This window comes from Leifsonella bigeumensis (genome assembly GCF_039537265.1).
Taxonomy (GTDB): domain Bacteria; phylum Actinomycetota; class Actinomycetes; order Actinomycetales; family Microbacteriaceae; genus Terrimesophilobacter; species Terrimesophilobacter bigeumensis.
In genome coordinates this window covers 80,260-99,605 of sequence record NZ_BAABAE010000002.1, presented here as the reverse complement: position 1 = coordinate 99,605, position 19,346 = coordinate 80,260, and the positions used below count along the sequence as shown (strand labels likewise).

At 69.0% G+C, this 19,346-nt stretch carries 14 protein-coding genes; 2 read left to right on the top strand and 12 right to left on the bottom strand.

Going from position 1 to position 19,346, the window contains the following annotated elements; translation table 11 throughout:
• Positions 1–119 precede the first annotated feature (119 nt).
• The 4 genes from ABD678_RS03425 to ABD678_RS03410 form a co-directional block, all read right to left on the bottom strand.
• The gene (locus tag ABD678_RS03425) at positions 120–1,925 is read right to left on the bottom strand and encodes an ABC transporter ATP-binding protein (protein ID WP_344753727.1); all 1,806 of its coding nucleotides are present in this window, start codon (positions 1,923–1,925) and stop codon (positions 120–122) included.
• The gene (locus tag ABD678_RS03420) at positions 1,922–3,733 is read right to left on the bottom strand and encodes an ABC transporter ATP-binding protein (RefSeq protein ID WP_344754352.1); all 1,812 of its coding nucleotides are present in this window, start codon (positions 3,731–3,733) and stop codon (positions 1,922–1,924) included. The genes ABD678_RS03425 and ABD678_RS03420 overlap by 4 nt, the downstream gene beginning before the upstream one ends.
• A gap of 160 nt (positions 3,734–3,893) precedes the next feature.
• A complete protein-coding gene (locus ABD678_RS03415) occupies positions 3,894–6,743 on the bottom strand; it encodes an ATP-binding protein (protein WP_344753725.1) in 2,850 nt (949 codons plus the stop codon).
• 4 nt (positions 6,744–6,747) lie between these two features.
• A complete protein-coding gene (locus tag ABD678_RS03410; RefSeq protein WP_344753723.1) occupies positions 6,748–6,876 on the bottom strand; it encodes a hypothetical protein in 129 nt (42 codons plus the stop codon).
• Between the two features lie 70 nt (positions 6,877–6,946).
• Here ABD678_RS03410 and ABD678_RS03405 point away from each other — a divergent pair, with 70 nt between their 5' ends.
• Together ABD678_RS03405 and ABD678_RS03400 are read left to right on the top strand one after the other, a co-directional pair.
• A complete protein-coding gene (locus ABD678_RS03405; protein ID WP_344753721.1) occupies positions 6,947–7,195 on the top strand; it encodes an SCO4226 family nickel-binding protein in 249 nt (82 codons plus the stop codon).
• Positions 7,196–7,343: 148 nt separating this feature from the next.
• Complete coding sequence (locus ABD678_RS03400; RefSeq protein ID WP_344753719.1) at positions 7,344–7,991, top strand: DedA family protein; 648 nt, start codon at positions 7,344–7,346, stop codon at positions 7,989–7,991.
• 48 nt (positions 7,992–8,039) lie between these two features.
• Here the strand turns inward: ABD678_RS03400 and ddaH are convergent, their stop codons facing one another.
• The 8 genes from ddaH to ABD678_RS03360 all read right to left on the bottom strand — a co-directional run bounded on the left by ddaH (position 8,040) and on the right by ABD678_RS03360 (position 19,264).
• Complete coding sequence (gene ddaH, locus ABD678_RS03395; protein ID WP_344753717.1) at positions 8,040–9,269, bottom strand: dimethylargininase; 1,230 nt, start codon at positions 9,267–9,269, stop codon at positions 8,040–8,042.
• A gap of 65 nt (positions 9,270–9,334) precedes the next feature.
• A complete protein-coding gene (purH, locus tag ABD678_RS03390; RefSeq protein ID WP_344753715.1) occupies positions 9,335–11,056 on the bottom strand; it encodes a bifunctional phosphoribosylaminoimidazolecarboxamide formyltransferase/IMP cyclohydrolase in 1,722 nt (573 codons plus the stop codon).
• Positions 11,053–11,640, bottom strand: a complete 588-nt coding sequence (purN, locus tag ABD678_RS03385; protein ID WP_344753713.1) for a phosphoribosylglycinamide formyltransferase — start codon at positions 11,638–11,640, stop codon at positions 11,053–11,055. Before purN ends, purH begins: the two co-directional genes overlap by 4 nt.
• Positions 11,641–11,672: 32 nt before the next feature.
• Positions 11,673–12,941 (bottom strand): cell division protein PerM, encoded by a 1,269-nt coding sequence (locus ABD678_RS03380; RefSeq protein WP_344753711.1) that lies wholly within the window; start codon positions 12,939–12,941, stop codon positions 11,673–11,675.
• 159 nt (positions 12,942–13,100) lie between these two features.
• Positions 13,101–13,988, bottom strand: a complete 888-nt coding sequence (sucD, locus tag ABD678_RS03375; RefSeq protein ID WP_344753709.1) for a succinate--CoA ligase subunit alpha — start codon at positions 13,986–13,988, stop codon at positions 13,101–13,103.
• Positions 13,989–13,998: 10 nt separating this feature from the next.
• Positions 13,999–15,162: an ADP-forming succinate--CoA ligase subunit beta gene (sucC, locus tag ABD678_RS03370; protein WP_344753707.1), complete on the bottom strand. Its 1,164-nt coding sequence runs from the start codon at positions 15,160–15,162 to the stop codon at positions 13,999–14,001.
• A gap of 218 nt (positions 15,163–15,380) precedes the next feature.
• Positions 15,381–16,826, bottom strand: a complete 1,446-nt coding sequence (locus tag ABD678_RS03365) for an RNB domain-containing ribonuclease (protein WP_344753705.1) — start codon at positions 16,824–16,826, stop codon at positions 15,381–15,383.
• Complete coding sequence (locus tag ABD678_RS03360; protein ID WP_344753703.1) at positions 16,823–19,264, bottom strand: ATP-dependent helicase; 2,442 nt, start codon at positions 19,262–19,264, stop codon at positions 16,823–16,825. The genes ABD678_RS03365 and ABD678_RS03360 overlap by 4 nt, the downstream gene beginning before the upstream one ends.
• Positions 19,265–19,346: the final 82 nt, after the last annotated feature.

The following is a 19,346-nucleotide window of genomic DNA, read 5'->3' as shown; positions in this document are numbered from 1 at the left end:
ATGCGAAAGAAGGTGACCTACTCCGATTCAGCCTGCGATACGCCCATCACGGGCCGCGAAGGGTCGCATAATTTCCTTCCCGGGCGCTGCGAAGGGCCATCTGGGACCCCTCGCGGGAATCAGACGAGGGAGTCGCGCCAGGCGGCGTGCATCTGCGAGAACTTGCCGGTGCCCGCGATGAGGTCGGCCGGCGTGCCGTCCTCGACGATGCGGCCGTGCTCCATGACGAGCACCCGGTCGGCGATCGCGACCGTCGAGAGACGGTGCGCGATGATGACGGCCGTGCGGTCGGCGAGCAGGGTCTGCAGGCCCTCCTGCACGAGCCGCTCGCTCGGGATGTCGAGGGATGCGGTGGCCTCGTCCAGGATGAGCACGACGGGGTCCGCGATGAACGCGCGCGCGAACGAGATGAGCTGCCGCTGGCCGGCGGAGACCCGCCCGCCGCGCTTGTTCACATCCGTGTCGTAGCCGTTCGGCAGGCCCTCGATGAACTCGTGTGCGCCGACAGCCTTCGCCGCCGCGACGATCTCGTCGCGGGTGGCCTCCGGCTTGCCGAGCGCAACGTTGTCGGCGACGGTTCCGGAGAACAGGTAGGCCTCCTGCGTGACCATCACGATCGCCCGGCGCAGGTCCTTCGGATGCAGCCGTCGCAGGTCCACCCCGTCGAGGGTCACCGCACCCGAACTCGGGTCGTAGAAGCGCGAGATGAGCTTTGCGAGCGTCGACTTGCCCGCCCCGGTCGAGCCGACGAGCGCGATCGTCTGCCCGGCGGGGATGTCGAGATCGAAGCTCGGCAGCACCACCCGATCCTCCTTGTAGGCGAACTCGACATCGTCGAACCGCACGGCACCCTTCGCCTTCCACAGGTCGATCGGGCCGGTCGGGTCGGGGACGCTCGGCCGCTCCTCCAGGACGCCCGAGATCTTCTCGAGCGCAGCCGCCGCCGACTGGTACGAGTTGTAGAACATGGCGATCTCCTGCGCCGGAGCGAAGAAGGATCGGGTGTAGAGCAGCGTCGCGAGCAGCACGCCGATGGCGAGCCCGCCCCCCGCGACCCGCAGGCCGCCGACGAAGAGCACGACCGCGAGCGTCACGTTGCCGATGAGCACGAGCGCAGGATCGTAGATCCCGAACAGGTTGATGGCGCGCTCGTTCGCATACCGGTAGTCCTCGACGAGCGATCCGAACTCCTTCTCGTTGCGCTTCTCCTTGCGGAACGCCTTCACAGCGCGGATACCCGTCATGGTCTCGACGAAATGCACGATGACGCGGGCGGATGTCGTGCGCGTCTCCCGGAACACCTTCTGCGAGTTCCGCTGGAACCAACGAGTGAGGAACCACAGCGGCACGAGCGCACCGAACAGGACGAGCCCGCTCACCCAGTCGAGCGAGAACAGCGCGATCGCGATGAATGCCATGTACAGGCCGCCCTGCACCAGCTGGCTGATGCCGGAGTCGAGCAGCTCCCGGATCGCGTCGAGGTCGCTCGTCTGGCGCGCGATGATGCGCCCCGACGTGTAGTTCTCGTGGAACTCGAGGCTCAGCCGCTGCGTGTGCAGGAAGACCCGCTTGCGCAGCTCGATGAGGATGGCCTGGCTGATCCGTGCGGTCAGCACGGTGTACCAGGCGATGAGCACCGCGCCGATGATGCCCGTGAACAGGTAGGCGCCGACGGCGAGCCCGAGCGGCATCCAGTCCTGCTCGAGCATGGCCGGCAGGCCGTTGTCGATGCCGAACGCGATGAACGCGGGGCCGGCGACCTGCGCGGCCGTGCTCACCACGACCACGATGATGGTCAGCGTGATGCGCGCCCGCAGCGGCCTCACGAGCGAGCCGAGCAGCCGCAGCGAGCGGACGCGGATCTGCCGACTCTCCGCCTTCGTGTAGTCCTGGCGCTCTTCGCCCTCTACCCCGGTGACACTCATGATCCGACCTCGGTGCTCATGCGGCCCACGCCGCTCCTGACGATGGGAACGGGGGTCGTCGGCGGTGAGGATGCGCGCCGGGGCGGCTCCCCATCGTCCTCGAGGCTCGAGATGACGAACCGGTAGTGCTCGCTCGAGGCGAGCAGGTCGGAGTGCCGGCCGACGGCGGTGATCCGCCCGTCCTGGAGCAGCGCGACCCGGTCGGCGAGCATGACCGTCGACGGCCGGTGCGCCACGATCAAGGCGGTCGTGGATGCGAGCACCCGTCGGAGAGCGGCCTCCACGAGCGCCTCGGTGTCCACGTCGAGCGCGGAGAGCGGGTCGTCGAGCACGAGAACGTCCGGCTTCGCCGCGACCGCGCGCGCGAGCGCGAGGCGCTGTCGCTGCCCGCCGGAGAGGCTCATGCCCTCCTCGCCGACCTTCGTCTCCAGCCCATCCGGAAGCTCGTAGACGAAGTCGGCCTGGGCGATGTCGAGAGCCTCGGCGAGTTCCTCCTCCGAGGCGTCCGGCCGGCCGAGCAGCACGTTCTCCCGCACGGATGCCGAGAACAGCGTCGCATCCTCGAACGCCATGGCGATGTGGCTGCGCAGGTCCTCACGCGAGAGGTCACGGATGTCGACCCCGTCGAGCGTGATGGATCCGCCGGTCACGTCGTACATCCGCGTGGTGAGCGCGGTGACCGTGGACTTGCCACTGCCGGTGAGCCCGACGAGCGCCATGGTCTCGCCCGGCTCGAGCTCGAGGTCGACGCCGTTCAGCAGGTCGGGGAAGCGCTCCGGGGAGTCCACGTAGCGGAAGTGGGCGTCATGGAAGACGAGGCGTCCCTCGGGGTTCGCGATCGTCTTCGGGTTCGCCGGGTCGACGATCGTGTTCTCCTCGTCGAGCACCTCGAAGAACCGGTCGGCCGCGGTGCGCGTGTCGAAGGTCATCGAGAGCAGGAAACCGATCGATTCGACCGGGAAGCGCAGAACGGTCGCCGTGGCGAAGAACGCGACGAGCGCGCCGACGGTGAGCTGGCCGAGCCCCGCCAGCCAGACGCCGCCCGCGAGGCACAGCGCGAAGGTGACATCCGGCACGAGCAGGAGCCACAACCAGATCCCGGCGATCGCCTTCGCCTTCTGGATCTCGGTGCCCCGCAGGAGCTCGGCCTGCGCCTCGAAGTTGCGCAGGGCGTACTTGCCGCGCCCGAACGCCTTGAGCACCCGGATGCCGTGCACCGACTCCTCGACGGTCGTCGCGAGGTCCCCGGCCTGGTCCTGGCTCCGGCGGGCGACGACCGAGTACTTGTTCTCGAACAGGTAGCCGTAGATCCACAGCGGAATCGAACAGACCATGAAGAGCACGCCGAGCATCCAGTTGATGCTCACGAGCACGACGAAGCCGACGAGGATCGTGATCGTGTTGACGACGAACAGGACGAGTCCGAACGAGAACCAGCGGCGGATGAGGTTGAGGTCGCTGATGGCGCGCGAGAGCAGCTGGCCGCTCGGCCAGCGGTCGTGGAAGTTCACCGGCAGGTCCTGCAGCTGGTGGTAGAGGCTGTTGCGCATCCGCGCTTCGATGTGGGTGCCCGGCTGCAGCACGAACCAGCGGCGGAACCAGATCATGATGGCCTCGACGATGCCCAGGAAGAGCACGATGCCGACCGGCCACCAGATCTCGTTCGCGTCGCCGTCCTTGAGCGGGCCGTCGATGAGCGACCGCAGCACCTGGGGGATGGCGAGCGCGACGAGGGCGGCGAGCATGGCGGCGCCCATCCCGAGGTAGATGCGGCGCATCGCGGGTTTCGCATACGGGTACACGCGCATGATGGATGCGAACGTGCCGAGCCGCTTGGTTTCGACGTCAGAAGACAACAGTGTTCCTTGGAGTGGTTCAGGCTCGACAAAGTCGAGAAAAGATGGAGGCCGACGCGGGCCTGCAGTGCCGACGGCGGGACGCGCCCTCGTCCCGTCCGTCAGCGCAGCCTTACAGGCTATGCCTCTGGTTCCCCGGATGCAACTCCCGCGCCGCCCACGCAGCGATCTCGGATCTGCGGGCCGCCCCGAGCTTGGCGAGGATGTGCTCAATGTGCGCCGCCGCTGTCTTCGGCGCAATGTCCAGGGCCGTCGCGATCTCGCGGTTGGTCGATCCCGAGGCCACGAGCACGGCGACGTCGAGCTCCCGGGCGGTCAGGGGCCCCGCGGGAGGCCCCGACGGAGCGGTTCCGACATCATCCACGATTCGATCGAGCGCCCGCGCCCCCGCTGCATCGGTGGCCGCACGCAGCCGTGCCACGAGGGAGACCGCATCCGCCGGACGACGCGATCGCTTCGCGCACCGTGCGAGGTCGGCAAGAACCCAGGTGCCTTCCCAGAACCGCCGATGGCGACGCCAGCCGGCGTCGGCGCTCTCCAGCAGTACCCGTGCCGATCCTGTACTGCCGGTGGCGAGTTCGAGCAGTCCATCCGCATGATCGAGGGCGGGCAGGGTGCCCGGGATGCCGCGCAGCCGCAACAGTTCGCCGCACCGCAGCACCCACTCCCCCGCCCCCTTTCGATCCCGAAGTTCGAGTAGAGCCCGCACGCCCGTCAGAAGGAAGGGGAACAGGTAGGCGGCGTCGGACACCTCGGCGGAGCCGTCATAACCGAGTTCGCACAACTCGACGGCGGACCCCGGGTTCCCCTCGAGCATGGCGAGCTCCGCCAGACCCCAGAGGGCGGGCGAGAGGCGCTGCAGCTCACGCATCCGCTCGCCGATCTCCCTGGCCTCCTCGAGGTACGTTCTCGCGCGCTCGGCCTGGTCGCGGCCGAGCGCGAGATAGCCCAGGACGTGGAGCGCCGTGACCCGGGTCGTGATACCGCCCCGCCCGTCGGCCAGTGCCTGCTGCGCACCGAGCTCTGCGGCTGTCCAGTCACCGGTCGCCCAGTGCAGGTGCGCGAGGTGCGCCGCGAGATAGTGGTGGTCGTTCCAACGCTCGGTACGAGCGGTATAGGAGAGGCCCTTCGGCAGCCACGCCTCGCCGCGGTCGTACTCGACGAGCACCGAGGTGCTCGATCCGATCATCCGGTAGGCCCGCGCCGTCTCCGCCTCCGCCCTGGCCTCCTCGCCGACGACGATGGATCGCTCCAGCGTCTTCCAGCCATCGGCCGGCTGGCCGGCGAACACCAGGACGGAGCCGAGGGTCGCGTCGATGTTCACCCGTTCCTCGATCGCCGATTCCGGGACGACACGTGCGGCCTGCCTGGCGAGATCGATCGACTCGTCCAGGCGGCGGTCGAGCATGTAGGCGGCCGCCAGTGCGGCGAGCAGCCGGGCGCGGATGAGATCCGGGCCTCCGCCGGCGAGGCGGCTGAGCCTCGACAGGGCGTCCCGGGCGAGAGCGACCCGCGCATCGAGGTCCGCCCCGAACAGATGCCGTACCGCCATGAGTCCCGGAACCAGGCCGGCCGCCTCCACCTCATCGCCCAGCCGACGATACAGGTCGACCGCAAGCGCGTACTCCCCCTCCGCGCCCTCGTTGTCGTCGGTCGCCGCGAGTTCGGCCGCGACCGCTGCATGCAGCTCCGCACGCTCCCGGAGCGGGATGCCGGTGGGCATCACGCGCTGCGCCCGTCGATACAGCTCGGTCGCCTCGCGATGCGCCGACAGGTGCACGGCGGCGACCGCTGCCGCACAAGCGGATCTATACGCGTCGCCCTTCTGTCCCGCGCGCTCGAACTGATCGGAGAGGAACGAGTCCCGGAACCCGGCGGCCAAAGCCGCTGCGGCGACCGCAGCGTGCAGGGCGCGACGCCGGTTCGGCGGGATCGACTCGTAGATGGCATCCCGGATAAGCGCGTGACGGAAGTCGAAGCTCACGCCGTCCGCCCTCGGGAGGACGAGTTGGCGCTCCGCCAGCTCGAGCAGCGCGGCATCCACTGCATCGGGCGACTCGGAGGTGACCGCCGCCAGGAGATCGATGTCGAAGGACCGACCGATCACAGCCGCCGCGGTGACCGTCGACCGGGTTTGGGGGGTCAGCGCCTCGAGCCTCGCGAGCATGGCCTCGGCGACGGTGTCGGGAACGCCGGCCGCGGTCCCCCCGGTGATGAGCTCTTCGATATGCAACGGGATGCCATCGCTACGATCGAATAACGCGTCGATGAACGTCGACGACGGCAGGCGGCCGGTGATCGCTGCCGCCATCTCGGCCGTGTCGGCCGCATCCAGGCGCTGCAGGCGCACCTCCTCCGCGAGTCGTTGGCCGACGAGTCGCGATCGCCACAGCCGGAGGGGGGATCGGGGATACAACTCATCGCTGCGGTAGCTCCCCACGAGCAGCAGGGATGTCGAGCGCGCAGCGACCGCGAGTCGTCCGAGCACCTCCAGGCTCAACTCGTCCACCCAGTGAAGGTCCTCGATTATCAGGAGTACCGGTGCACCGCCCTCGACCAGGTCGACGAGAACCTCGCAGAGTTCGGCGACGAGCGTCCGGCGTGACGCAGGCTTGGAGTCCCCGATCTCGTGGAGCGCCTTCCGCAGTCGCGCAGCGAACCCAGTGGCACCGGCCCGGCGCAGCGCAGCGACCAGGTCGAGGAACACCCCGCCCGCCGACTCCGCGTCGCGGGGGAAGGCCGTGGTGGAGAACACGCGGGCACGGCCGCCGACTCGCTCCTCGAACTCGGCGAGCAGTCGGGACTTGCCGGCGCCCGCCTCCCCGGCAAGCAGCAACAGCTGGCCGGAGCCCTCCTCGGCACTGCTCCACCGCCGCATCGCGAGCGAGAGCAGGTCATCCCTCCCGATCAGGATCGGGCAGAGCCTCGTGAGCCGCCTCGACGGAGGGTCCTGCGGGAGCATGCCGTCATTCTAGGGGCGGGGTATTCCTGCGACGGCGGATCATCCGGTTCGGCTTGGTCGGGTTCGGCTTGGTCGGGTTCGGCTTGGTCGGGTTCGGCTTGGTCGGGTTCGGCTTGGTCGGGTTCGGCTTCATCGGTCGGATGACCGATGCGCACCGTGCCGCGGTGCCGCACGCTGGAGTCACCAAACGAAAGGAGCTGGCAATGGCCCGGTTCATGGATGTACACGATGGATTCTTGGGCGTCACCGCGGAGCAGCTCTCCGAGGCGCACGCAGCCGACCTGGCGATCGAGGCGGAGGAGGGAGTGCACTTCGAGAAGGCCTGGCTCGATCCGGAGTCGGGCAAGGTGTTCTGCCTGTCGACGGGACCGTCCAAGGAGGCGGTCAGGCGCATCCACGAGAGGGCCGGGCATCCGGCGGACGAGGTGCACGAGCTCGCCGTCGAAGTCTGACCCGCCGGGAAAGTCCGCCGACCGGGTAGCCGGGGTCGGTGCTGGGCGGTGGCGGGATCGAACGATTGAAGTTAGGATCGCCTTACCAACCGTCAGGATGGATTCCCGTGCACTCTGCCCCTGCCCTGCTCGAGCGGGCACGTTGACCATGCTGCGCACAGCGACGCTCGGCGACGAGATGAACGACCTCCTCGTCCACCTCGGTCCCATCCTCTTCTACGTCATCGTCTGGGCGCTCGTCTTCGCCGGCACCGCCGTGTTCCTCGGGCTGTTCATCCCCTTCATCACCGGCGACTCCCTGCTGTTCGCAGCGGGACTCATCACCGCCTCCTCCGCAAGCCTGAACATCGTCGTCCTGGCCATCGGCGTCGGCATCGCCGCCTTCCTCGGGGATCAGGTCGGATTCCTCCTCGGTCGCCACTACGGACGCGGCTACCTGGACCGTCACGGCGGGCGACGCACCCGCAAAGCCATCCGGGTCGCGGAGACCTTCTACGAGCGTTACGGATGGTGGTCGATCGTGGTCGCCCGCTTCGTGCCCTGGGGGCGCGTGTTCATTCCGGTCATCGCCGGCGTCGGACGGATGAACTACTACAAGTTCCTGAGCAGCAACATCGTCGGCGCCCTGGCCTGGGGAGTCGGCCTCTCGCTCATCGGCTTCTATACGGCATCCATTCCCGGCGTGAAGAGCGTCGCCTATGTGGTCGCCGGTATCGTCATCGCCGCATCGATCGTCGCCGGGCTCCGCACCTGGCGCGCCAACCGGCCGGAGCAGGCGGCACCCACCGGCAGCTGACCGGCCGACCGGGCTCGGGTCTCTCCGACACCGGCCGGCGGATGCGTCCTAACGGATGCGAACGGACAGGCAGGTCACGCAGCCTTCGAGCTTCTCGAACTCGCTGATATCCACCGTCACGACCGTGTAGCCCAGGTCGCTGATGAGCGCGGCGCTCTTCGGCGCGGACTCCGCCATGAGCACCGTGTCGTCGTCGAGCACGACGACAGCCACCCCGGTCTCCTCCGGAACGCCGAGGAACCTGTCGAACAGCTCAGGGTTGTCGACGAGCGGCGGGTAGCCGATGACGGTTCCGTCGGGCAGCGCGGTCACGCCGCTCTTCAGGTGCAGCACCTTCGTGACCGGCACAGCGATCACCGTGTAGCCGAGCGGTGCGACTATCGCCCGCAGCTGCCGGATGCCGTCGGCATTCGTACGCCCTCCCCGCCCCACGTAGACGGTCCTGCCGACCTTGAGCACGTCGCCCCCGTCGAGGGTGCCGGGCAGGTCGATGCGGGCGATGCGCAGGCCCAACTCGCGCACGGTGTCCTCGACGCCGGCCGTCTCGCCGCGCCGGGTCTCATGGCCCGGACTCGTGATGACCGCCGTGTCGCCGAAGATGACCACGGTGTCCTCGACGAACACCGAGTCGGGTGCCTCGGCTGCGACCGGGACCTCGATGGTGTCCCAGCCGTGCTCGATGAGGGCCGCCACATAGTTGTCCCACTGCTCGTCCGCCTTCTCGGCGTCGACGACCGAACGCGCGATGTGCGTGACCTGGCCCTCCGCAAGGTTCGCGGCGGGCAGCCGCACGAGGGCGATGCGGCGGTCGCGCGCAGGGGGGACGTCGAGCTTCGAGCCGGTCACGAGACTCCACAGCCGGCGACCGACGGTGGCCGTGGCGACGACCGCCGCGATCACGAAGACGAGTTTGGGGCCGACGAGCGTGCCGAACACGAAGGCGATCGCCGCTCCATCCAGCGTCGAACCGCCGTTGATGACCGTGATGAGACTGCCGAAGAGCCCGGCCAGCACCGCTGCGAGGATGCTGAGAGGGATCGCGGCGTACCAGCGGCGGAGCCCGTCGAACCCGGCGACGACCGCGATCAGCAGGAACAGCAGGAGGGCGGAGGGGAGGAAGTAGTCGCCCAGTTGGCTGAACGAGGTCGCATCCGCCCCACTCGCCGTGAAGAACACGAGAACGGTCGCGAGGTGGGCCACGAGGGCAGAGACGAATGCGGCACCGATCGCCCCGGCAATCCGGCGGATCATGGCGGGAGAACCGGTGGAAGATGTCATGCTGCGAGACTATTGGATAGCGGCACCGCCTGGTGAACCGGTCTTGCCGGCTCGGCCCTACCGGCTCAGTGGAAGAAGTGCCGTTCGCCGCTGAAATACATGGTGACTCCGGCGTCTTTCGCGGCGTCGACGACCTCCGTGTCCCGCACCGAGCCGCCCGGCTGCACGACGGCGGTGACCCCGGCATCCAGCAGCAGTTGCAGTCCGTCGGCGAACGGGAAGAAGGCGTCGGATGCCGCGACGCTGCCCCGAGCCCTCGCCCCGGCGCGGTCGACCGCGAGCCGGCAGGAGTCGACCCGGTTGACCTGGCCCATGCCGACGCCGACGGATGCCCCGGCATGCGCGAGCAGGATCGCGTTCGACTTCACGGCGCGCACGGCCCGCCAGGCGAACTCGAGGTCGGCGCGTGTGGCGGCGTCCGCCTGGGCGCCCGAGACGAGAGTCCAGTCATCGAAGGCGGCGAAGTGGGTGTCGGGCACCTGGGCGAGCATGCCGCCGGAGAGCTGCCGGAGCTCGAGGCCTTCCCGCGCATAGTCGGTCGGCAGTTTCAGCAGGCGCAGGTTCTTCTTCGCCTCGAGCACCGCGAGCGCCTCCGGCGTGAAGCCGGGGGCGACGATGACTTCGGTGAAAATGTCCTTGATCGACTCGGCCGCGGCGAGATCGATCGTGCGGTTGGCGGCGATGACCCCTCCGTAGGCGGAGACCGGGTCGCACTCGTGGGCACGGCGATGCGCGGTGGCGATGTCAGGGCCGACCGCGATACCGCAGGGGTTCGCGTGTTTGATGATCGCCACGGCGGGCTCGGCGAAGTCGTAGGCGGCGCGCAGGGCGGCATCCGCGTCCACATAGTTGTTGTACGACATCTCCTTGCCGTGCAGTTGCTCGGCCTGCGCGATGCCGCGGCCGTCTGCTGCACGGTAGAGCGTCGCGGCCTGGTGCGAGTTCTCGCCATACCGCAGTGGCGTCGGATCGCGGTACTCGAGCGCCAGCACCCCGCCAACCTCTGCTGTCTCTGGCCCTGTCCCAAATGAAGGCATTTCCGCATTGGCGGCACTCAGTACCCCCGACTTACCGGCAGAGGGTTGCGGAGTTGCCTTCATTTGGGACGAGGACGAAGGCACGGCGGCGCGATCCGCACGCAGGCCGACGTTGGCGGCGAAGTACTCGGCGACGGCGGTGTCGTAGGCGGCGGTGTGCGCGAACGCTTCACCGGCCAGGCGCTGCCGCTGGGCGAGCGTCGTCCCGCCGAGGGTGAGCGCCTTCTTCAGCTGCGGGTAGCTCTCCGGCGACACGGCGATCGCCACGTTCGCGTGGTTCTTGGCGGCCGAGCGCACCATCGCCGGGCCGCCGATGTCGATCTGCTCGATCACGGCATCCGGGGCCGCGCCGCTCGCGACCGTCTCGACGAAGGGGTAGAGGTTCACGACGACGAGCTCGAAGGGCGCGATCTCCAGCGCCGCGAGCTCTGCCTCATGCGTCGCGAGGCGCAGGTCGGCGAGGATGCCGGCATGCACGGCAGGGTGCAAGGTCTTGACCCGGCCGTCGAGCGACTCCGGGAACCCGGTGACCGTGCTCACCTCGGTGACCGGATGCCCGGCCGCCGCGATCTGCTTCGCCGTCGACCCCGTCGAGACGATCTCCACCCCGGCGGCGGCGAGCGCTGCTGCGAGGTCGAGCAGCCCGGTCTTGTCGCTCACCGACACGAGCGCGCGGCGGATCGGGATGACGTCGCGCGCGGCCGGGCTCGCGGAGTCGGCCTGGTGGCCGGGCGGGGTGGTGGCGCTCATGCGAACTCCTCGAGGTCGATGTCTCCGTTGGCGATGTCGAGCACGGCCTGCACGAGCAGGCGCCGTTCGACGATCTTGATGCGGTCGTGCAGGGTGTCCTCGGTGTCGTGGGGCAGGATCGCCACCCGCTCCTGGGCGATGACCGGCCCGCTGTCGACCCCGTTGTCGACGACGATGATGCTGGCACCCGTCTCTCCCGCACCCGCGGCGAGCGCGTCCCGCACCGCGTGCGCACCGGGGAACTCGGGGAGATAGGCCGGATGAGTGTTGAGCAGGCGCGGACTCAGCGCCGAGACGACGCGCTCCGGCAGGAGGCGCATGAAGCCGCTCAGGATGACGAGATCCGGTTGCCACTCCTCGATCTGCTCGAGCAGGGCATCACCCCAACTGTCGCGGTCGGGATAGCTGGACCAGGCGACCGAGAAGGTCGGGATGCCGAATGCTTCGGCGTGGGCGAACCCGTCCGCGTCGCGGTCGGCGCCGATCGCGACGACACGTGCGGGGAACTCGGCGTCATCCGAGGCGTCGAGCAACGACCTCAGGTTGGACCCGCCCCCGGAGATCAGGACGACGAGGGAGAGCATGCCCCCAGCCTATTTGCTGACGGGCGGGCGGCCTACCTGCTGCGCGGTGGGCGACCGGCCAGGAGCCCGATGATCGCGGGTACGCCGAATTCGAGTGCGGCGAACAGGCCGACGAGCAGGGCATCCGGACCGACGTCGGCGAGACGCCCGGGGCCTGCCGCGCCACCGGAGACCCAGGCGAGGAGGCCCAGCAGGACTCCGCCGACGACTCCGATCGCGATGCCGGTCACGACGAGCGACCCGAGGGGCGACGCGCCAGGCGGGTTGTTGCGGATGCCGCGCAACACCGCCGGCCGTACGGCGACTCCGGCGAGGAAACCCGCGACGACCGGGACGAGCAGCCCCAGGAAACCGAACGCGAGATCGCCCGCGGGGAGCGCCCCGAACACCGGCACCGCCGGCAGCGGGCCGAGGCTCGTGCCGAGCGGACCCACCGACGACCCCGTGCCGATAGCGAAGCCGGGGCCGACGAGCCAGGAGGCGGTCCAGATGACGAGATTCGGCAGGAACGCGAGCTGACCCAGTGTGATCGCGATGCCGCCGAGCACCCCAGCGTGGATGCCCTCGTAGAGCGCGACGACCTGCCCGTAATTGACCACGATCATGAGCGTGAGCAGGATGCCGGACGCCGCGACGAGGGCGGTCACCGCAGCGGCCCCTCCCCGCAGCCCCTGCGCGAGCACCGTGCGCTGCACCACCGGCTGGTCGAGCCACAGGCTTCGGATGCGGCCGGGCCGCGTCGCAGCTCCCCCCTGCCTCCCCGTCGCCCCTCCCATCGCGGGCATCCGTTCGAGCCGGTGCCGGGTCACGGCGACGCCGACGAAAAGTCCGATCGCGAACACGAGCGTGGGGAAGAGCGCCCCCTGCCAGAGGGACGGGCGGGCGAAGCGGTGCAGGGAGCTCAGCACGATGCCGAGGGCGAGAAGCCCGAACGTGACGAGGGCGACGGCCGTCCCGAACCTGACGAACGGTGTCTCGGCGATGCGACGGCCGGCGCGCATCGCCAGCAGCACCGTGAGCAGGGCGAAGCCGAGGGCGGCGATCGAGACCACGAAGGGCTTGCCTGCGCCCTCGAACCCGACGAGGAGCACGGTCACCGGGTCGAGGGTCAGAAGAACGTCGCCGCCGTGGCCGAGGATCCAGATGTCTGCGGAGGCGCGCCAGAACACCGTCCAGTCGAGTTGCAGCCCGTACTGGAAGGCCCACAGGAACGTGAGCGGAACGAGCGGGATGCCGATACCGATACCGACGACGAGGAGAGCCTCGAGGGCGGCGAACAGGGCGGTGAGCGGACGGTTCATACGCGTCGGAGCCTACCGCCGCATCCGCTGCTCACTCTCGCGCCACTCCCTGCTGCGAGGGCTCAGCAACTGACAGCAGCACCACTAAAGGGCCCCGAACTGCCCTTCACCGGTGACCGGAAGGGCATTGTGGGACCCTTCTTGCCGAAGGGCGGCAGGCTAAAGGGCAGCGAGGATGCCGCGCATGAGCTCGGCGGCCTCGGACGGCGTCTTGCCGACCTTGACACCCGCAGCCTCGAGCGCTTCCTTCTTCGCCTGCGCGGTGCCGGCGGAACCCGAGACGATCGCGCCGGCGTGGCCCATGGTCTTGCCCTCCGGCGCCGTGAATCCCGCGACGTAGCCGACGACCGGCTTCGTGACGTTGGCCTTGATGAAGTCAGCTGCGCGCTCCTCCGCGTCGCCGCCGATCTCCCCGATCATGACGATCGCCTTCGTCTCCGGGTCGGCCTCGAACGCGGCGAGCGCGTCGATGTGGGTCGTCCCGATGATGGGGTCGCCGCCGATGCCGATCGCGGTCGAGAAGCCGAGGTCCCGCAGTTCGTACATCATCTGGTAGGTGAGCGTCCCCGACTTGGAGACCAGCCCGATCGGCCCCTTGTGCGTGATGTTCGCCGGGGTGATGCCGACGAGCGCCTCGTCGGGCGTGATGATGCCGGGGCAGTTCGGTCCGATGATGCGCGTCGCGCCGCCCTTCGCCTTGGCGTGCGCCCAGGCCTCCGCCGAGTCCTGCACCGGGATGCCCTCGGTGATGACGACGAGCAGCGGGATGCCCGCATCGATCGCCTCGATCATGGCGTCCTTGGCGTGCGCCGGCGGAACGAAGATGATCGAGACATCCGCCCCGGTCTTCTCCATGGCTTCCACGACGGTGCCGAAGACGGGCAGCTCGGCCGCACCGTGTGTGACCGTCGTCCCGGCCTTGCGGGCGTTCACGCCGCCGACGACCTGCGTTCCGGCCCCCAGCATGAGCGCGGTGTGCTTGGTGCCCTCGCCGCCAGTGATGCCCTGGACGATGACCTTCGAGTCCTTGTTGAGGAAGATTGACATGTCCCGATCCTTATTTCGAAGCCAGTTCGGCAGCCGTATCGGCGCCGATGTCCATGGTGTCGGCGAGCGTGACGAGGGGATGCGCTGCGTCGTTCAGGATGCGCCGCCCCTCCTCTACCTTGTTGCCGTCGAGCCGTACGACGAGCGGCTTGTTCGCGCTGTCCCCGAGTTTCGCGAGCGCACCGACGATGCCGTTGGCGACAGCATCGCACGCGGTGATGCCGCCGAAGACGTTCACGAACACGCTCTTGACCTGCGCGTCGCCGAGGATGACGTCGAGGCCGGCGGCCATGACCTCGGCGCTCGCTCCGCCGCCGATGTCGAGGAAGTTGGCCGGCTTCACGCCGCCGTACTTCTCACCGGCGTAGGCGACGACATCCAGCGTGCTCATGACGAGCCCGGCGCCGTTCCCGATCACTCCGACCTCGCCATCGAGCTTCACGTAGTTGAGGTCAGCGGCCTTCGCCTTGGCCTCGAGCGGATCGGTGGATGCCGCATCCTCGAGCTCGGCGTGGTTCGGGTGGCGGAAGGCGGCGTTCTCGTCGAGCGTGACCTTGCCGTCGAGGGCGAGGATGTCGCCGTCGGCCGTGAGCACGAGCGGGTTGACCTCGACGAGGGTCGCATCCTCGCCGGTGTAGACCTCGTAGAGCTTGACGATGACGGGGGCGACCTTGGCGATGAGCTCTTCGGGGAAGTGCCCCGCGCGGGCGATCTCGGCCGCCTTGGCCTCGTCGATCCCGATCGCCGGGTCGACCTCGACGCGGGCGAGGGCATCCGGGCGCTCGACGGCGAGCACCTCGATCTCCATACCGCCCTCGACGCTGCAGAGAGAGAGGTAGGAGCGGTTGGCCCGGTCGAGCAGCACGGAGAAGTAGAACTCGCGCTCGATGCGCGCACCGGCCGCGACCATGACCCGGCGAACGATGTGGCCCTTGATGTCGAGGCCGAGGATCTGTTCAGCGGCGGCTGCGGCGTCATCCGGGTTGTGGACGACCTTCACGCCGCCCGCCTTGCCGCGCCCACCGACCTTCACCTGGGCTTTGACGACGACGGTTCCACCGAGTTTCTCGGCCGCCGCCTTCGCCTCCTCGGGGGTGTCCGCGATGATGCCGGCCAGCACAGGCACTCCGTAGGATTCGAAGAGATCCCTGGCCTGATACTCGAAAAGATCCACGCTGTCTGTCCAATCCGCGGGGTGCCGTGACGTGTGAGGGGCTGATATCTCGATGCCGAGATAGCTCGATGGCAAGATACTTTTGCCACAGAGAACTCTACCGCTCCTCGCGGGCGGGCTCGGCCAGAGGCATTCGGACCGGGTCCGAGAGGCGTCGATCCTTACCGGATGCCTGTCCTGGAACAGGTGCGGTCGGGGTGTTCAGGCGACGCGTCTGCTCACTCTCCGACGCGGAACAGCACCGTGCCGGTCGCGATGTCGGCGGTGACAAGCGTCGCCGCGACCCGCTCGCCGGCGACGAGTCTGCCCTCCCCCGGAGCGGTCACGGCCGGGTCCTCGAGTTGGAGCTCTCCGCCGCCGTTCCTGGTGCTGATGACGGTCGCAGCGAACCTCTCGCCGACCCGGGGATGCAGCACGGCGGCCTCGACGGCGCTGGTCGCCGCGTAGTCGAGACGACCGGCCAGCCCATCGGAGGAGGCCATGATCGCCGGCAGGTCCGGCAGGGCGGCACGGGCCCACTCCGGCACCTCACGCCCGTTGGCGAGTGCCTCGCAGACGACGAGGACGAAGCGGTCCACGAGGCGACGCAGCGGAGCGGTCGCGTGGGCGTAGGGGGCGGCGACCGCCGACTGCACCGGATGCTCGGGCGGTGCCCCGTCGAACGCCGTATACCCTGCGCCCCGGAACAGCGAGGCGGCCGCATGCAGGATGGCGAGCTGTCGCGGATCCGCAGGGTCGAGCATCCGCAGGTAGGCGCCGTAGCCGACGCCCTCCTCCCATGCGGTCCCGAGCGCTGTTGCGCGGCGGCGGAACCAGACGATCGAATCGTCGCTCGGCGGTGGCATGGTGCGCAGGATGCCGACACCACCGTCGAGCATGAGTTGCGCGGCGGCCATCCCGGTGAGGAGGGAGATCTGCGCGTTCCAGCCCTCCGCCTCGAGCGGGCGACGGCGGACGAGCTCGTACCGCCCGTCATGCTCCCGGATCTCCTGGTCCGGCCGGCCGAGGCTCGCGCCGCCGCGCTCCTGTTCGATCAGGATGCGCGCAAGGCCGACCTCCCTGAGCAGGGCGAGGTTCTCTGGGGCCGAGCCGTCGTCGACGAGCTCCTGCACCTCGTCGTAGGAGAACCGCCGTTCGCTGCGCACCCGTGCCCGGGTGAGGCGCGTCGAGACGAGCCGGGCATCCGCGTCGAGCTCGAAGGTCCATACGTAGGCGCCCCGCTCCACCCCGGGCAGCAGCGAGGCCGCCTCCTCACTGATGACGAGCGGATGCAGCGGGATGCGCCCGTCGGGCGGGTAGAGCGTCTGGCCACGCCGGCGGGCTTCCGCGTCGACGGCGCCACCGGGCTTCACGAATGCGGGGACATCGGCGATCGCGTAGCGGACACGGTAGCCGGTGCCGTCCCGCTCGAGGTGCATCGCCTGGTCGAGGTCCATCGACTCGGCGGGGTCGATCGTGAAGAACGGCACATCGAGAAGGTCTTCGTAGGCCGCCGACTCGGCGCTGTGGTCTTCCGGATGGGCGGCGGATGCCACGGCCTCCCGCGCCTCCGCCTCGACCTCGGGAGGGAACCCCTCGCTCACCCCGAGTTCGGCTCGGATGGCGGCGAGCGCCTTCGCGAGTTCGCCATCCGCCGTGCCGAGCCGCACCGTCGAGAGGGTCATGCGAGCTTCTCTATTGGGCTGATTTTAATGAGGAGGCGCTTGCGCCCGGCCGTGTCGAACTGCACCTCCGCCACCGATTTGGGCCCGACACCGGTGACCGCCGTCACCTTGCCCTCCCCGAAGTCGACGTGCCGGATGCGGTCGCCGACCGCGAGGGTCAGGTCGCCGTTGTCGCGCACCGTGCTCGTCACGCGGCTCGTCCATTCGGTCTTGGGCCGCTCTGCCGCCCGGGCGGCCGCGCGCGCCCTCGCCGTCGCGCCAGGACCACCCGACTCGATCGCGTATCCGCCTGGTCCGCCGAGGGAGTGGCCGGCGATCGACCGCTCGGCCCCGAATCCTCCCCGCCGGGCGTTGAGCGCCCGCGGCTCCGTGCCTCCGCGCGAGTTCGCCATGCCGGGCGACTGCCGCCAGTCGATGAGCTCGGTCGGGATCTCCTGCAGGTATCGGCTGGGCATCGCCACCGTGACGTCGCCGAACTGGGCGCGCGTCATCGCGAGCGAGAGGTAGAGCCGCCGACGTGCCCTGGTGATGCCGACGTAGAAGAGCCTGCGCTCCTCGGCCGGACCGCCCGGCTCCCCGGCCGACATCTGGTGGGGCAGAAGCCCTTCCTCCACGCCGGTGAGGAAGACGGCCTCGAACTCGAGCCCCTTCGCCGTGTGGAGGGTCATGAGCGAGACGGTTCCGCTCGAGTCGTCGAGCTCATCCGCGGCCGCTACGAGCGAGACCTCGGTCAGGAAGTCGAGCAGGGTGCCGGTCGGGTTGTTCCTACGGAACTCACGCGTGACCGCGAGGAGCTCTTCGACGTTCTCGGCGCGCGCCTCGTCCTGCGGGTCGCGGCTCGCCCGCAGCACCTCGAGGAAACCGGTGCGCTCGAGCAGGGCGGCGAGGATGTCGGCGGGCGCGGCCGTATCCACCGTCGTCCCCACCTCGTCCAGGATCGTCGCGAGCCCCTCGATCGCCGCCGTGACCTTGGGGCCGAGCCCGAGCCGCCCGGCTTCACGTAGCGCTTCGCGGAGGGAGCGGCCGTCCTTGTCCGCGTGGTTCTGCAGTGCCGCCTCCGTGGCCGGCCCGATCCCGCGCTTCGGCACGTTCATGATGCGACGCAGCGCGAGCGGGTCGGCGGGGTTCGCGACGGCGATGAGGTAGGCCATCGCATCCTTGATCTCGGCGCGCTCGTAGAACTTGGTTCCGCCGATCACCCGGTACGGCAGTGCGGAGCGGATGAAGACGTCCTCGAGCGCACGCGTCTGGGCGTTCGTGCGGTAGAAGACGGCCATCTCGCGGTAGTCGATGCCGGACTCGCGCAGCTCGGCGACCTCGTCGGCGATGAACTGCGCCTCGTCATGTTGGCTGTAGCCGGTGAAGCCGACGATCTTCTCACCGTCGCCGATCGTCGTGAAGAGCTTCTTGTCCTTGCGATCGAAGTTGTTGGCGATGACCGAGTTCGCCGCGCTCAGGATGTTCTGCGTCGACCGATAGTTCTGCTCGAGCAGGATGACTTTCGAGTTCGGGAAGTCCCGCTCGAACTCGACGATGTTCCGGATGTCCGCCCCGCGGAACGCGTAGATCGACTGGTCCGAGTCGCCCACGACGGTGAGCGATGCGGGACCGAGCGGCGTATCGTATTCCTTCAGCGGCATGCCGTCGAAGCCGACGGCGCCCTTGAGGTGCTCGGGCTTCGGCAGGCGAGTGAGCTCCCGGATGAGCGAGTACTGCGCGTGGTTGGTGTCCTGGTACTCGTCGACGAGGACGTGCCGGAACCGCCGCTGATAGAGGGCCGCCACCTTCGGGAACGCTCGGAAGAGGTACACGGTCTGCGCGATGAGGTCATCGAAGTCGAAGGCGTTCGCTCGCGTAAGCTCACTCGAGTACCGGCGGAACATCTCCACGAAGACGGCCTCGGCGGGGTCGGCGAAGTTCGCGTCGCGGGAGTAGCTCTCGACATCCTGCAACTCGTTCTTGGCCTTGGAGATGCGCCCGGCCACCTTGCTCACGGTGAAGCCGAAGGTGTCGGCGTCGAGGTCCTTGATGATGCGCTTGATGAGGGCGCGGGAGTCGGCGGAGTCGTAGATCGTGAAGCTCTTCGTGTAGCCGAAGGTCTCCGCCTCACGGCGCAGGATGCGCACGCAGGCCGAGTGGAACGTCGAGATCCACATGCCCTCCGCCGCCTGCCCGATGAGCGTCTCGACGCGCTCGCGCATCTCGGCGGCCGCCTTGTTGGTGAAGGTGATCGCGAGGATCTGGCTCGGCCAGGCGTCGCGCGTCTCGATGAGGTGCGCGATGCGGCGGGTGAGCACGCTCGTCTTGCCTGAGCCGGCGCCGGCGACGATGAGGAGCGCCTCTCCGCGATAGACGACGGCTTCGCGCTGCTGCGGGTTGAGCCCCTCGAGCAGCCGCGACTCGAGGGCGGGATCCGGCAGCTCGGGGATGAACGTCATGACCCGTCAATTCTAGGCGCGGGCGCCGACGAGCCGGCCGCGCCCGCTCGCGCCCTGCTCCCTGCGCCTCGCCCCGTGCACC